Origin of the sequence: Nostoc sp., assembly GCF_036917395.1 — a bacterium.
Lineage (GTDB): Bacteria > Cyanobacteriota > Cyanobacteriia > Cyanobacteriales > Nostocaceae > Nostoc.
Map to the genome: position 1 here is coordinate 36,343 of NZ_JBALDI010000068.1, position 16,032 is coordinate 52,374.

At 43.5% G+C, this 16,032-nt stretch carries 3 protein-coding genes; all 3 read right to left on the minus strand.

Annotation, left to right across the window (positions count from 1 at the left end):
* Positions 1-16: 16 nt before the first annotated feature.
* The 3 genes from panP to V7K46_RS23230 all read right to left on the minus strand — a co-directional run bounded on the left by panP (position 17) and on the right by V7K46_RS23230 (position 16,026).
* On the minus strand, positions 17-1,669 hold the full coding sequence (panP, locus tag V7K46_RS23220; protein ID WP_442939868.1) for a pyridoxal-dependent aspartate 1-decarboxylase PanP: 1,653 nt from the start codon (positions 1,667-1,669) through the stop codon (positions 17-19).
* A gap of 75 nt (positions 1,670-1,744) precedes the next feature.
* On the minus strand, positions 1,745-11,407 hold the full coding sequence (locus tag V7K46_RS23225) for an amino acid adenylation domain-containing protein (RefSeq protein WP_335117233.1): 9,663 nt from the start codon (positions 11,405-11,407) through the stop codon (positions 1,745-1,747).
* A complete protein-coding gene (locus V7K46_RS23230; RefSeq protein ID WP_335117235.1) occupies positions 11,404-16,026 on the minus strand; it encodes an amino acid adenylation domain-containing protein in 4,623 nt (1,540 codons plus the stop codon). Before V7K46_RS23230 ends, V7K46_RS23225 begins: the two co-directional genes overlap by 4 nt.
* Positions 16,027-16,032: the final 6 nt, after the last annotated feature.

Consider the following 16,032-nt stretch of genomic DNA (forward strand, 5'->3'; position numbering starts at 1 on the left):
CTAAATTTTTACTGGCTTATAGAAAAGTTGAAATTGAAATTTCTGCTGCAATCTCAATCTGGTCTTTTAAAACTGTGTCAATATCTTTTTCAGTGGTTAGCGGGTTAGCAATCACTGCACGCAGGGCAATAATAGGAATTTCTTTGCTAAAGCTGCTAGTTGTTTTTGTCGTCCGTGAAATGAAAGTACGACCAATTTGGCGCTGGATTTTCTGTAAGCTTTCATTAAATTTATTAGTGAGTTGATTGTCAGTTTCAGTTAACTGTTTTTTAGCAACAAGCTCTCTTAATGGTTTCGGAATATACCGATAGAGGAGTAGGTTTGTATCCGGTTCCCCTAATAACTCAAACTCAGGCATAGAACAAATACAACTTGCCATATATTGAGTTTTCCGAATTCCTTCATCAATCAAAAATTCATATCCCTTAAGTCCAATCAGATTTAACCCAGCATGTAAAAATAAAGCCATACCTGGTCGAGAACCTTCTAAAGCACGTTTACCCAAATCAAATGATCCCTTACGCATGGTGTAGCTCGCTTGCTTTTCAATTGCTTCCGCCTTGTGTGGATCGCGAAAAAAGACCATACCTATGCCCATTGGTAGGTATAGTTGTTTATGTCCGTCAATGGTCACTGAATCAGCTCGCTCGATACCAGCAAGTTTGTGGCGATGTTGTTGGGAAAAAATCAGTGGTCCACCCCAAGCAGCATCTACGTGAAAATGAGTGTGAGCTTCTTGTGCAATGTCTGCAATTTCTGCAAGGGAATCTACTCCTCCTGAGTCTGTAGTACCAGCAACGCCTACAATACCAATGATAAGTAGGTTTTGAGCGCGACACTGGGCAACAGCTTGGCGCAGTGCCTGTATATTAACTCGATTGTTACCGTCAGTGGGAATTCTAATCAAACGATGTGTACCAATACCCATCAAATCTGCAGCTTTGTCAAAAGAGAAATGCATCAACTCAGAGCCGATAATCACTGCTCCTTTGTAGCCATAGAAATCCAAAGCTGCGGCTAAACCTTCTTTTTCTACACCAAGAAACTCATCAATAGGTCCCAAAGCATTATTCCGGGCGCACCAAACTGCTGTAATATTTGCCACTGTGCCGCCGGAAACTAAGATTCCTAATGTGCTTAGGTTGTTTTGAATATGTTGAGCGTAGAAACTATCAGAAAAGTTGTAAATTAGTCGATGCAACATCGCCAAAGCTTCACGTTCACAAAAGCTTAGGGCTTTAGCTGTTTCTATTTTGACGGCGTTTTGGTTCATTGCCGTCATGAGTTTAGCAAGGGGGCGCACAAAATAGGGAAGCGCCGAGGTCATGTGACCGATAAATCGTGGCGAAGATGTGTGTATTGAATGAGCAACAACATTGTTGCCTAAGTGTTTAAGATAGTTCTCCAAAGAAGCAGGCTGAACAGGTATTTGACTTTCAGAAAAATTTTTTAGTAATAAGTCTAAATTAATATCAGTGTTTGCATTAATCGTGCTTAAAAAACTTTGGCAAAAATTGTCAGTTATTCTATCTATTTGTTCCTCAATCGAGGTTACCTGACTAGATGAAGCAAACAGTTGCATCACTTGTTTTTCAATCTCATAATTCAATGCTTGCTCAGTCTCAAAAGAATAACTTTCGTTTAACATTTCTTGTTTGCTTAATATCATTTTGTATTGTTGTAATAATTTGGTTTTTTAGTCTATTACCAATGCTCGTTTAATTCTTACAGTTTATTTACCTTATTAAGATGAAACACCTTTTTGTGCCGCTCGATGTTCTTTTCTGGCTTGCTTGCGGCGGTGTACTGAGACGCTTCTGCTTTCAGGTCGATGAGAATGTTGTGTAAAAGACTGTTGTTCGCTTGACTCCTGACTAAGATATCTGGCTAGATGATTTATGGTCGGATATTGAAACATTTCAACTAAGGGGAAATCTCGCTGAAATATTTTTTGCAATTTACTATGAGTCTGAACCAAGAGTAATGAATGTCCGCCGAGTTCAAAGAAGTTATCATGGATTCCTACGTCCTCGATATGAAGCAATTCTTGCCAGATATCAGCAATAGTTTTTTCTGCCTCGGTTTGGGGTGGTTGATAAACCGCTTCTAATTGGGGACGTGAATTGTCAGGTACTGGTAGTGCTTTGCGATCTACTTTACCATTAGGTGAGAGTGGTAGTGCTTCTAGCATGACAAAAGCTGCTGGTATCATGTAATTGGGCAGCTTTGACTCCAGAAAGTTCCGTAGCTCAGTAATTGTCAATGTTTGCTCTTTTTGAAGAACGACATAGGCGACCAAATCTTGAGAATCGGCTGAGGCTGAGTGGACAACAACTAAAGTTTCTCGGACTTTGGGGTGTTGGCTCAAATGTGCTTCAATCTCAGACAGTTCAATGCGGAAACCACGAACTTTAACCTGGTGGTCAATCCGACCAATGTACTCAATCTCTCCATTGGGCAGATAGCGTGCTAAATCTCCTGTTTTGTACAAGCGTGTCGCCGATTGTTCGCTAAAGGGGTTGGGGATAAAATTTTCTGCTGTTAGTTCAGGGCGGTTTAAGTAGCCTCTAGCCAAACTGACTCCACTGATGTAGATTTCCCCTACTACACTCACTGGTACAGGCTGCAGATATCGATCGAGTAGATAAATCTGTGCGTTCGCAATGGGACGACCAATAGGGGGAGATAAATTGGTCTCTGTTTCAACAGCAACTACAGCCGATGTTGTCACAACGGTGTTTTCTGTTGGTCCATAATGGTTGACTAAGCAAAAAGGCAAGGTTGTCCGTGGGTTTCGATGGAGTTTATCCCCACCAGTCAGCAGATATTTTAGAGCTAAACTATTTAAGCATTGCTCCTCCAAAAAACTTTCTGCAAGTGGTGTAGGCAAAAAACAGATGGTAATTGCCTCAGCAGTCAGATATTTACAGAGTTTTGATGGAGACAAGCGAGTCTGTTCATTAGGAATATGAATACTCGCTCCTGCTGTAAGATAAGGCCACAACTCCCATACAGACGCATCAAATCCCGATCCGGCTATTTGAGTTGCTCGATCTGCTGGCGTCAGATTGTAAATATGCTGATGCCATCTGACAAGATTGAGTAAGCCTGAATGTTGAATTTCGACTCCTTTGGGTCTGCCTGTCGAGCCAGAGGTATAAATGACATAAGCTAGGTTTTCAGTGACTACTTTGCTTATAGGATTGTCTGTGCTTTGTTTAGCAATTTCTCCCCCGTCAGCATCTAAGTACACTATCTGAGCTTGACTTTCTGGTAAAATCACTACTAAGCTCTTTTGAGTTAAAAGCACTGGCATCTGGGCATTTTCTACCATAAAAGCAAGACGTTCCTGTGGATAGCTAGGGTCGAGGGGTACATATGCACCACCTGCCTTGAGGATGCCTAACAGTCCGATGAGCATTAAGATTGATCGCTCTACACAAATTCCTACCAGAACCTCTGGTCCTACTCCTAGCGCTTGCAGGTAATGGCCCAGCTGATTTGCTCTTTTATTCAGTTCTCGGTAGGTCAACTGCTCATCCTCAAACACTACTGCTACAGCATCAGGCGTGCGTTCAACTTGAGCCTCAAACAACTGATGAATGCACTGGTGTTGGGGATAGTCAGCCTGAGTATCATTCCACTCCACAAGCTGTGCCTTTTCGGCGGGAGTCAATAGTGGTAACTCTGACAGACGCTGCTGTGGATTGGCAACAATCCCCTCAAACAACGTTTGCAAATGCCCACCCATCCGGCTGATGGTGCTTGACTCGAATAAGTTAGTATTATACTCCAAAGTACCAACTAATCCTTGTGTTGTTTCTGCCATCGACAGAGTTAAATCAAACTTGGCAGTGCGACTCTCACTTGCCAGGGGACTAAAAGTCAAACCAGGTAACTCTAACGCCGACATCGGTGCATTTTGGAGCACAAACATCACTTGAAACAGTGGTGTGTGGCTTAAAGAGCGCTGTGGTTGCAGTTCTTCTACCAACTGCTCAAAAGGCAAATCTTGGTGAGCGTAGGCTGCTAATGCTATTTCCCGCACACGAGTTAGTAGTTCTCTGAAAGTGGGATTATCTGCTAAGTTAGTTCGTAGTACCAACGTATTGACAAAAAATCCAATTAGCCCTTCTATTTCCGCCCGGTTGCGGTTGGCGATGGGTGAACCCACCACAATATCTTCTTGCCCTGTGTAACGCCATAACAGGGTCTGGAAAGCTGCTAGCAGAGTCATAAATAAACTACTTCCCTGCTGTTGACTTAATTTATTAATCGCTACGGATAGTTCTTGAGATAGCTCGAATGAATAGGTAGCACCCGCAAAGGTCACAACTGCGGGTCGCACATGGTCAGTCGGTAACTCTAGTACTGATGGTGCGCCTTCTAACTGCTTGCACCAGTAAGATATCTGGGATTGTAATATATCTGCTTGTAACCATTGTCGTTGCCAAGCCGCGAAATCTACGTATTGAATTGGTAGTTCCGCTAACATTAACGGTTGATTATCACAAAAGGCTTGATAAAATGCTACCAACTCACGCACCAGTACGCCTGTTGACCAACCGTCAGAGACAATGTGGTGCATCGTCAGTAGTACTATGTGCTCTTGTTCCCAAAGGCGTAGTAATTTTACTCGCAGCAAGAGGTCGCTGTTGAGATCAAAGGGTTGTTGTGCTTCAAAATATGCTATTTGTCTGACTGAGTCTTGTTGTTGACTTGAAGATAACTCACTGATCTCAAGCAGGGACAACGGTAATGATGTCGCTGGTGAAATAACTGCTACAGGTTGCCCTTCTATTGTCTGGAAATTTGTTCGCAACGCTTCGTGGCGATGCAGAATTTTGTTGAAACTCTGTTGTAGTGCCTCTAGGTTCAATTGTCCCTGTAGGCGAATAGCAGCAGGTATATTGTAAAAGGGGCTATTTGGTTCTAGCTGTGCAAGGAACCAGAGTCTCTGTTGAGCAAATGATAGAGGTAAATTTTGTGAGCGTGAAATCCGCTCAATCTTAGCTGCTTCGAGTCCTAAACCTGCCTTGAGCGCTTTTTCAATGTCTAGAGCTAGCCCAGCTATTGTTGGTTCTTCAAATAAACGACGTAACGGAAGCTCTTGCTGAAAAACTTGCCGTACTTGAGAAATCACGCGAGTTGCAAGCAGCGAGTGCCCTCCCAAGGTAAAGAAGTTATTGTAAATGCCTACTTTTTCAATACCAAGCACCTCTGTCCAAATTAAAGCTAGCATCTCCTCAATTGGTGTAGAAGGAGCGATAAAATTGGATTCAGATAATAGCTGTGTTGCCTCGGGTGTAGGTAGTGTTTTACGATCCACCTTACCATTAGGTGTGAGCGGTAGTGCCTCTAGCATAACAAAAGCTGCTGGCACCATGTAGTTTGGCAGCTTCGACTTGAGGAAGCCACACAGTTCAATCATTGTCAGTGTTTGTTCTGCTTGAGGGGCAACATAGGCGACTATTCGTTGAGAATCTGCTGAATCTTCACGAACCACAACTACAGTTTCTCGAACAGTGGGATGTTGGCTGATCGCTGCTTCAATTTCTCCAAGTTCGATGCGGAAACCACGGATTTTGACTTGGTGGTCGATACGTCCTAAGAATTCAATCTCTCCATTTGGCAGATAACGTGCTATATCTCCTGTTTTATAAAGGCGATTCGATTTTGAATTTTGAATTTTGAATTTTGAATTTTCAAAAGGACTAGGGATGAATTTTTCTGCTGTCAAGTCGGGGCGGTTCAGGTAGCCACGTGCTAGTCCATCCCCACCTATGTGCAGTTCTCCTGGTACACCAACAGGAACTAACTGAGCGTGTTGGTCTAGGATATATAATTGTGTGTTAGCAATCGGGTGACTTATTGGCACAACGCTACCATCAGTTTCTACCAGGCAAGCTGCTGACCAAATGGTGGTTTCGGTAGGACCATACATATTCCACAGCGAGTCACACCTATTGAGTAACTCATTGGCTAAGTTTCCAAGTAAGGCTTCTCCGCCACAGAGAATTTTCAATTGATGATTTCCCTGCCAACCTGCTGCTAAAAGTAGCTGCCAAGTAGCTGGTGTGGCTTGCATAACTGTAGCATTTGAGTCAGTTAGTTTTGCTGACAAGCATGTTCCATCTGAGGCAATTTCCCGACTGACGACTACCAAACGAGCACCCACTGTCATTGGTAGAAATAGTTCCAACGCAGCAATATCAAAAGAATAGGTGGTGACAGCTAACAAGGTGTCTTGCTCACTTAACCCTGGTGTTTGCCGCATAGCACTCAAGAAGTTACTTAAGGCGCTGTGGGGAATTTGCACACCTTTAGGCTTGCCTGTGGAACCAGAGGTATAGATGAGATAAGCCAGGTTACTAGCAGCTACCTCACTGACTAAATTTTCCTGACTTTCTTGGGCTATTGTCTGCCAATCAGCATCTAAACAAATGATTTTAGCTTTGTGTTGAGGCATTGCCTCTATCAGTCGCTGCTGAGTTAGCAGTACTGACACTTGAGAATCTGACAACATAAAAGCTAAACGCTTTTGAGGATAAGTGGGGTCAAGGGGTACATAAGCACCACCAGCTTTGAGAATGCCCAAAAGCCCAATCACCATATCGAGGGATCGCTCTGTGCAAATTCCTACCAATACCTCTGGTCCTACACCTAGCTTTTGCAAATACTGCGCCAGTTGATTTGCTCTTGCGTTTAGTTCATAGTAAGTTAGTTGCTCCGATTCAAAAACTACTGCTACAGCGTCGGGCGTCCTCTCTACTTGGGACTCAAACAACTGATGGATGCATTGTTGTTGAGGATACTCAACCGAGGTATCATTCCACTCTGCTAGCTGTGCCTTCTCAGCTGGAGTTAACAGTGCTAACTCCGACACGCGCTGCTGTGGATTAGCAACTATCTGCTCTAGCAACGTTTGAAAATGTCTAGCCATGCGGCTGATGGTGCTTGACTCGAATAAGTCAGTATTGTACTCTAGAATCCCAACTAGTCCCTGTGCTGTTTCCATGAGCGACAAAGTCAAATCAAACTTGGCAGTGCGACTTTCACTTTCTAAAAGACTTAAAGTCAAACCAGGCAACTCTAGCGCCGACATCGGTGCATTCTGGAGCACAAACATCACTTGAAACAGTGGTGTGTAGCTTAAATCTCGTTGTGGTTGCAGTTGTTCTACCAACTGCTCAAAGGGTAAGTCCTGATGTGCATAGGCTCCTAAGGCAACTTCTCGCACACGAGTTAGTAGCTCCTCAAAGGTGGGATTACCTGCCAAATTAGTTCGCAGCACTAAGGTATTCACAAAAAACCCAATTAACCCTTCTATTTCCTGCCGATTCCGGTTGGCAATCGGCGAACCAACCACAATATCTTCATTGCCCGTGTAACGCCATAACAGGGTCTGGAAAGCCGCCAGCAGGGTCATAAATAAAGTGCTTCCCTGTTGCTGGCTGAATTTATTCAGGGCTTGTGATCGCTCAACAGATAGCTCGAAAGAATAAGTAGCACCCTGAAATGTCTGAACAGCGGGTCGTGGGTGGTCAGTGGGTAACTCCAGTACCGCAGGTGTCCCCTCTAACTGCTTTTTCCAGTAAGATATCTGCGATTGTAGTACCTCTGCTTGTAGCCATTGTCGCTGCCAAGCTGCAAAATCTACATACTGGATAGGCAGTTCAGTTAACGGTGAGAGTTGCTGCTGCTCACAAAAGGCTTGATAGAGTGTTACTAACTCACGGATCAGCACGCCTGTTGACCAACCGTCAGAGGCTATGTGGTGCATCGTCAGTAGTACGATGTGCTCTTGTTCCCCAAGACACATTAGTTTCACCCGCAGCAGGAGGTCCCGATTCAGGTCAAAAGGTTGTTGCGCTTCAAATTCTGCCAGTTGTCTGACTGAGGCTTCTTGTTGATTTGAACTTAATTCATTGATGTCAAATACTGGTAACAGTAGTGATGTCGCTGATGAGATAACTGCTACAGGTTGCCCTTCTACTGTCTGGAAATTAGTTCGCAATGCTTCGTGGCGACGGAGAATTTCCTTGAAACTCTGTTGTAGCGCCCTAAGATTCAATTGTCCTTGTAAGCGAACAGTAGCAGGGATGTTGTAGAAAGGGCTGTTTGGCTCCAACTGGGCAAGGAACCATAACCGTTGCTGGGCAAATGATAAGGGTAAGTGTTGTGAGCGGGAAATCCGCTCAATTGTTGCTGTTTCGAGTCCTAAGCCTGCCTTGGTAGCTTTTTCAATGTCTTTGGCTAGCCCAGCTATTGTTGGTTGTTCAAATAAGCGACGTAAAGAAAGCTCTTGCTGAAAAACTTTTCGCACCTGCGAAATCACTTGAGTCGCTAAAAGCGAATGCCCTCCCAAGGTAAAGAAGTTGTCATGTATCCCGACTTCCTCCAACCCAAGGATTTGTGCCCAAATTCCTGCTAGTATCTCCTCTATTGCTGTGCAAGGAGCAGTCAAATCTGATTCGGATAATAATTGTCTTGCATTAGGTGCAGGCAATGCTTTGCGGTCTACTTTACCATTAGGTGTGAGTGGTAGTGCTTCTAGCACCATAAAAGCTGCCGGCACCATGTAGTTGGGCAACTTCGACTCTAAAAAGTAGCGCAGTTCAGTCACTGTCAGTGTTTGCTCTTTTTGAGGAACGACATAGGCTACTAACCGTTGAGAATCGCCTGAGTCTTCACGAACGATAACTACAGTTTCTTGGACTGCTGGGTGTCGGCTTAGATGTGCTTCAATCTCAGACAGTTCGATGCGGAAACCACGGACTTTGACCTGATGGTCGATACGACCGATGTACTCTATCTCTCCATTCGGCAGATAACGTGCCTTATCCCCAGTTTTGTACAGGCGTGTCCCCGGTTTTTCGCTAAAGGGGTTGGGGATGAATTTTTCTGCTGTTAGTTCAGGACGATTTAAGTAGCCTCTACCCACCCCAACACCACCGATATATACTTCACCCCTTACGCTTACAGGAACAGGGTTTAAATGCTCATCAAGTAAATAAATCTGGATATTGGCAATCGGATGACCAATGGGAACTATGTTTTGCTCGATGGTGCTATTTTCTTGGGTACTGTTTTGGTGCACGCAGGCCCAATAAGTGACATCTACGCCAGCTTCCGTTGGACCATAGAGATTGTGTAATTCAGCATCAAGATGATTAAAGAAGCGTTTTTCCAATTGAGTTGGTAATGCTTCGCCACTAGCCATCACCCGTTTGAGACATTTACAAGTTTCCAAATTCTCTGCTTCTAGAAACACTTGCAGCATGGAAGGGACAAAATGTATGGTTGTGATTTGCTGCTGTGTTATTAAATTAACTAAATAATTAGTGTCTCGATGTCCCTCTGGTTGAGCTACTACTAAAGGCGCACCCGTGATCAATGGCCAGAAAAATTCCCAGACTGATACATCAAAGCTGAAAGGTGTCTTCTGCAAAACCTTATCTGTTGCTGTTAATTGGTAAGCGTCTTGCATCCACAGTAAGCGATTGCAGATTCCTTGGTGGGTATTCATTGCACCCTTTGGTCTACCTGTAGAGCCGGAGGTGTAAATGATATAAGCTAAGTTATCAGCAGTGATGTTACTTGGTGGGTTTTCTATCCTCTGTTGGGCGATTAGTTCCCAGTTGCTGTCTAGGCAAACGACTTGCGCCTTGTAAGTTGGTAAATTCTCTACTAGGTGCTGTTGTGCTAACAACACGGTTGGTTGAGAGTTCTCTAACATAAAAGCCAAGCGTTCCTGGGGATATGCTGGGTCAAGGGGTAGATAAGCGCCACCTGCTTTGAGAATGCCCAACAGCCCGATGACCATAGACAGCGATCGCTCCACACAAATTCCCACTAATACTTCTGGTTTTACTCCAAGCGATCGCAGGTAGTGCGCCAGTTGATTGGCTCTTGCATTTAGTTCACAGTAGGTCAACTGCTCGTCTTCAAACACCACTGCTATAGCATCTGGTGTTAGCTCAACTTGAGCTTCAAACAACTGATGAATGCATTGCTTTTGTGGATAGTCTGCCTGAATGCCATTCCACTCTACTAGCAATTGATGCCGTTCAGGTTCAGTCAATAGGGGCAAGTCTTTAAGGCACATTTGGGGGTCAGTCACTATGCCTTGCAGCAATGTTTGGAAATGCCCTAGCATTCGGGTAATCGTAGCGGTATCAAAGCGGTAACAATCGTAAGAAATTATAATCTCCAACTCCGTTCCAGGTATTGCGGTAACAGTTAGAGGATAATTCGTCTTGTCAAAAACACTTATACTTTGGATTTCTAATTTTTCTTTATAATTATTTAAAATTTGCTCTGTTGGATAGTTCTCAAACACAAAAATGTTCTCGAACAGCGGTAAACCTCGTGGAACTTCACTCCAACCTTGAACTTCTATCAGTGGGCTGTACTCATACTGACGCAATTCAACTAGTTGAGCCTGAAGCTGTTTGAGCCAAGGTATCAGAAACTGCTCAACATCCAACTTGACTCGCACAGGCAGGGTGTTGATAAACATCCCTACTATAGACTCGGCTCCTATTAAGTCTACTGGACGACCAGAAACTGTCGCCCCATAAACCACGTCTGACTCACCACTGTAGCGACCTAAGAGCACAGCCCAAGCTCCTTGAACTAGCGTATTTAGCGTAATCTGATGCTGCCGTACCAATGACTGTAGTGCCGCTGTGGTTGTCTGTGATAGCTTAATTCGTTCAGATTTATCGCTTTCTTCTTGATTGGACAAATTATTAATATATGGGCTGATTAGGGGTGTAGGTGCTTGTATTCCACTCAGCGCATGTTTCCAGAACACCTCAGCTTTCGATAAATCTTGCTGCTGCAACCAGCCAATATAGTCGCCATAGTCTGGGCTAGGTGCTACAGGTACATTTTCACCCTGACAAAGTAATTCGTAAAGTTCAATAACTTCTTTCAATACCAATGCTGTTGACCAACCATCCAATAGCAGATGATGTTTACTCCAAACAAAGTAGTAAGAATCGTCTGTAATACGGATCAAAAATAGCCGCATCAAAGGTGCTTGAGAAAAATCAAAACCTGAGGCGCGATCGCTCACAAGAAACTCTTTCAATCGTTCTTGCTGCTCAACTGAGTTTAAATTGCACCAATCATACTGCAAGAGCGCGACTTTTACTTGCTGATGTACGACTTGTATTGGTTTCTCGAGGTTTTCCCAATAAAAGGAAGTACGTAAAATGGTGTGCCGAACTGTGACTTGCTGCCAAGCTTGCTCAAATGCTGAAATATTAAAATTGCCACGTAAAGCATAGCATAGCTGAACAAAGTAAACTGCTGATTCGGGAGCGCTTAGACTGTGGAAAAGAATGCCCTGCTGTAGCGGTGAAAGTTCGTATATATCTTGAATGTTTTCTACGTTCATTTTGTTTGATTTCCACTCCCTCGGTTAATTCTTGCCAGCAGCTGCTCGAGGTCTTTTTGACTCAAATTAGCTTTCGGGAAGTCTGAAGATGTGTATCCTCCAACTTCGGAAGATTGGCAATGGGCAATGAGCGATCGCAATGCCTTGACAAATCCTTTCGCCAGATGTTCAATAGTGGTTCTCTGATGTATCTGCTCACTATAAGTCCATTCCATTTGCAACTGACCCTCAAGGACAAACCCGTTAATGTCTAGCAGATAGCGCCGATTATCTTGCAGGTCGCGGCAAACACCAACGGTTCCCTTGACCAGCTTAAACAGCGATGATTGAGACAGAACTTGATCAAACTGGCCTAAATAGTTAAATCTCACTTCTGCTTGGGGAAGGTTTTGCAGTTGCGTGGTTACTGAAAAGTCCTCACTTAGATAACGCAAGACCCCATAGCCAATTCCCCGATTCGGGACACTATGGAGTTGCTCTTTGATGGCTTTCAGTGCTTCCCCAAGCTGGGAAATTCCTTCTAAGGTCAGCAGCACTGGAAATATAGTTGTAAACCAACCAACCGTCCGTGATAGGTTGATATTGTCAGTTATTGCCTCTCGTCCGTGTCCTTCCAGATCTACTAGCACAGAACAACTTGCTGTCCACTCAGTCAAAGTTTGTACCAGCGCTGTAAGCAGTACATCGTTGATTTGGGTGTGATAAGCTGCTGGCACATCCTGCAATAATGCCTTAGTTTCTTCTATGCTAAGAGAAACAAACAGACTACGAGCCAATGCCACCGTATTAGCACCGCCACCAGGATAATCTACAGGCAAACGAGAAATGGACTGACGGGAAGCTTGTAACCAGTAGTTTTGTTCTTCTTGAAGCTGAACTGATTGTGCATACTCTTGTAGAAACTCAGACCACTGTTTGAAGGAAGTTGTCTTCTGAGGTAGCCCAACCGCCTTGCCCTGGCTGAGTTGCTGATAGACTTGTTGTAGGTCTTCTAGGAAAATTCTCCAGGAGACACCATCTACTACTAGGTGATGAATGACCAAAAGTAGGCGTTTCGACTGGTTGTCACCCAAGTTAAATAGCGCCACTCGCATCAGAAGACCTTCTGCTAAGTTCAAGCTTATCTGTAGTTCAGTAGCAGTGGCTTCAAAGGTGGTTTCTTGTTGTGTAGCTAGCAACCCTGATAGATCCATACATAAAACAGGTACTTTTGCAACTTCATCCAGATCAGCGTTAACTTGCTGCCAACTTGATTCTTTAGGAATAAACCGCAGGCGCAAAGCGTCATGGTGATCTAGCAAGTGCTGTAGTGCTTGCTCCAGTAAAGCCGGGACAATTTCTGGTGAAACTTCTAGCAGTATAGCTTGGTTCCAATGGTATGGATGGCACAGCTTCTGCTCAAAAAACCAGTGCTGAATTGGAGTCAGGGAGAATAAACCCGTCACAGGTTCTTGTTGAGCTATTGTTGAAGCTCTAGGCGCAATAGCAGCCAATCCAGCGACGGTTGGGTTCTCAAATAACTGCTTGGGAGTCAACTGTAGACCAGCTTGGTTCAGTCTGGCGATGATCTGAATACTAATAATCGAATCTCCGCCCAACTCAAAGAAGTTGTCATAAACTCCTACTTGCTCAAGTTTCAACACCGCAGACCAAATAAGAGCTATTGTTTCCTCGATAGAATTGCGGGGAAGGACAAATCTCCCTGCTAACTCTGGCTTAACGCTGTCAGGAGCAGGCAATGCTTGACGGTTCACCTTGCCATTGGGCGTTAAAGGTAATGCCTTGAGTTGGACAAAAGCAGATGGTACCATATAAGACGGCAGCTTTTTATTAAGGAAGTTCTGCAGATCGCTGACCGAAAATTTAGACTGCTGATTTGGCACGAAATAAGCGATGAGATGCTTGTTACCAAATTCATCTTCCCGCGCTAGGACGACGCTTTCCCGAACGGTAGGATGTTGTCTCAACACTGACTCAATCTCGCCAAGCTCGATTCGGAAGCCACGAATCTTCACTTGGTGGTCGATTCGTCCAAGAAACTCAATGTTGCCATCGGGTAGATAACGCGCATTATCTCCTGTTTTGTATAACCGTGACCCAAATTCATCACTAAAGGGGTTGGGGATGAACCTCTCACTGGTTAGTTCTAGGTGGTTGAGATAGCCCCGTGCCAGATTATCCCCTCCAATAAAAAGCTCACCAGAAACACCAATTGGTACAATTTGCAAATGATTGTTAAGAATGTAAACCTGAGTATTACCGAGTGGACGACCTAATGGTACAATCTCAGACTTCTCACCGATGGTTTCATCCTTAAGCATGAAGGTTAAAACGCCAACAGTTGCCTCTGATGGTCCATAGTGGTTGAGGATTTGACAGTTTGCTGTGTAGTGCTGGAGTTTCTTTACTAACTTCCAACTCAGCGCCTCACCGCCCAAAATCAAGCGTGCTGGCAGAATCTTCTCCGGATGGGAAGCACTCAACAGAGCATTTAAGTGAGAAGGAACAATTTTGAGACAATCAATTGGATGGCGATCGCAGTAATCTGCAAAAGCCTCCGGACTCATTGCCCGCTCTTGTGAGATGACGTGAAGACATCCACCTGTACACAAGGCTGGAAAAATTGCAGTGTTGCCCAGATCGGCTGCGAAGGTGGAAACAGTTGCAAAGCTAGCATTAGCAGGCAGATCTAGTTTTTCTAGAATACTATGTAGGTAGTTGAGAAGTTGCCGATGCTCAACAGCAACTCCCTTGGGCTGACCTGTTGAGCCTGAGGTGTAAACTACATACACCAAATTCTCTGGAGTTGTTTGCGACAAAGGATTGTCATCTGCCTGCTGAGCAATTGCATTCCAATCAGTGTCTAGACAAACTATCGGCACTTCCTGTTGGGAAAATAATTCCGCTAAGTCATGTTGGGTCAAGATGATTGAAGATTTAGCATCTTGCAACATGAAAGCTAGACGCTCAGTTGGGAGTAGAGGGTCCAAGGCAAGGTAGGCACCACCTACCTTGAGAATCCCCAAAAAACCAACTATCATTTCAAGGGAGCGCTCGACGCACAGTGCAACAATTGTTTCAGAACCAACGCCTAGGGTTTGTAGGTGGTGTGCAATTTTATTGGCACGAGCATTCAGCTGGGTGTAGGTCAGTTGCTGGTCCTCAAAGACAACAGCTGGATGATCTGGAGTACGTGCGACCTGTTGCTCAAATAACTGATGAATGCACTGGTGTTTATTGTACTTTGTTCGGGTGTTGTTGAACTTAACTAGCAGTTGCTGGCGCTCACTTGGACTCAGGATTTCTAGTTGGGCAATATTGTTTGTTGGATTATTAATTGCACTAATTAACAAAGTTTGAAACTCTGCTGCCAAGCGTTCGATATCTTCTAAGTCAAATAAGTTGGTATCGTAATGTAATTCTGCTGTTAAGGAATCATCGCAGTGCAGGCAAGAGAGCTTCATTTTGAATCTGTCAATACAGGCATACTGATTGTAAATCGAAAATGATACTTCATCAGCTAAGTATTTAGTTGGCTGTGGTGTAAAGTCGAAAGCAAATGGGAAAAACGATATTTCTTGGTTATTCCCATCCCCACTAGCAATGTCTTCGCAGCTAAAAGACTCCTGCCATTGGTAGACATCTGTTATTGTTTTATCTAATTGCTTTAATATTTCAGAAAATTTAGAGTTTTCATTTAGATAAGCGCGAACTGGTATATATTTGGCTAGCAATCCCAGTGCTGGCTTTAATTCCTCATAATTTCTCCCATCACAGCACATGGCGATCGCCATCTCAGATTGTCCGGTAAGACGCCAGAGTAATATCTGCCAGCAAGCCATTAATATTGTCGAAATACTAGTAGCATTCGCATATGCTAACGCTTCGAGATTAGTTACTATACTAGAACTAACTTTAATATTAATATTTTTAGGTTTAAATACTGATTTTTCAACTGATGGTTTTTCACTAGGTAGCTTACTTGTGACCAAACTAAAGATATTTCCTTTACCCCAATATTCTCTTGTTGCTTGCGCATCTTCTCCTTCAAATAATTCATTTTGCCATGCAGCGATATCTGCATATTGCAAAGGTTCATCTGTAAATTCTTTTTGATGCAAGCAGACACTATAACTCTCACTAATTTCACGGACAAGATTATGGATTGATACCATGTCTGCACATATAGCTGGTAAAGCAATCAATAAAAAGGTTTTTTGATGTGATAGATTAACCAAACCAATATTTAAAACAGAACCATTCTGCCAATCAAAAATTAGTTGATGATGTTTTTGAAACAACTCTTTACTTTTTGATAATTGTTTCTCTAATTCTAGAGTACTAAAATCATAAAAATTAATAGATAAAAAACTATTTTCATTGATAACCTGTAAAGGAATAGTCATTTCCTTTAATGCTCGAAAGTTAGTGCGAAGAATTTCGTACTTATCAATAATGTTTTGTAAAGCTCTCTCTAGAATTGAATATTTTATATCTCCCTCAATTAAAATCGTACACTGAACCCTATAAGGCTGACAATCGCCTTCTTGTTGTTGCAACAACCACAAATGCTTTTGCTGAGGTGAAATTTTAAAACCTTCTATGTAAGAACTTTGCATATTTCT

What these genes read in the sequence shown, in the direction of transcription:
- panP (WP_442939868.1), bottom strand. Translation starts at nt 1,669, where the DNA reads ATGATATTAAGCAAACAAGAAATGTTAAACGAAAGTTATTCTTTTGAG.
- V7K46_RS23225 (WP_335117233.1), bottom strand. Translation starts at nt 11,407, where the DNA reads ATGAACGTAGAAAACATTCAAGATATATACGAACTTTCACCGCTACAG.
- V7K46_RS23230 (WP_335117235.1), bottom strand. Translation starts at nt 16,026, where the DNA reads ATGCAAAGTTCTTACATAGAAGGTTTTAAAATTTCACCTCAGCAAAAG.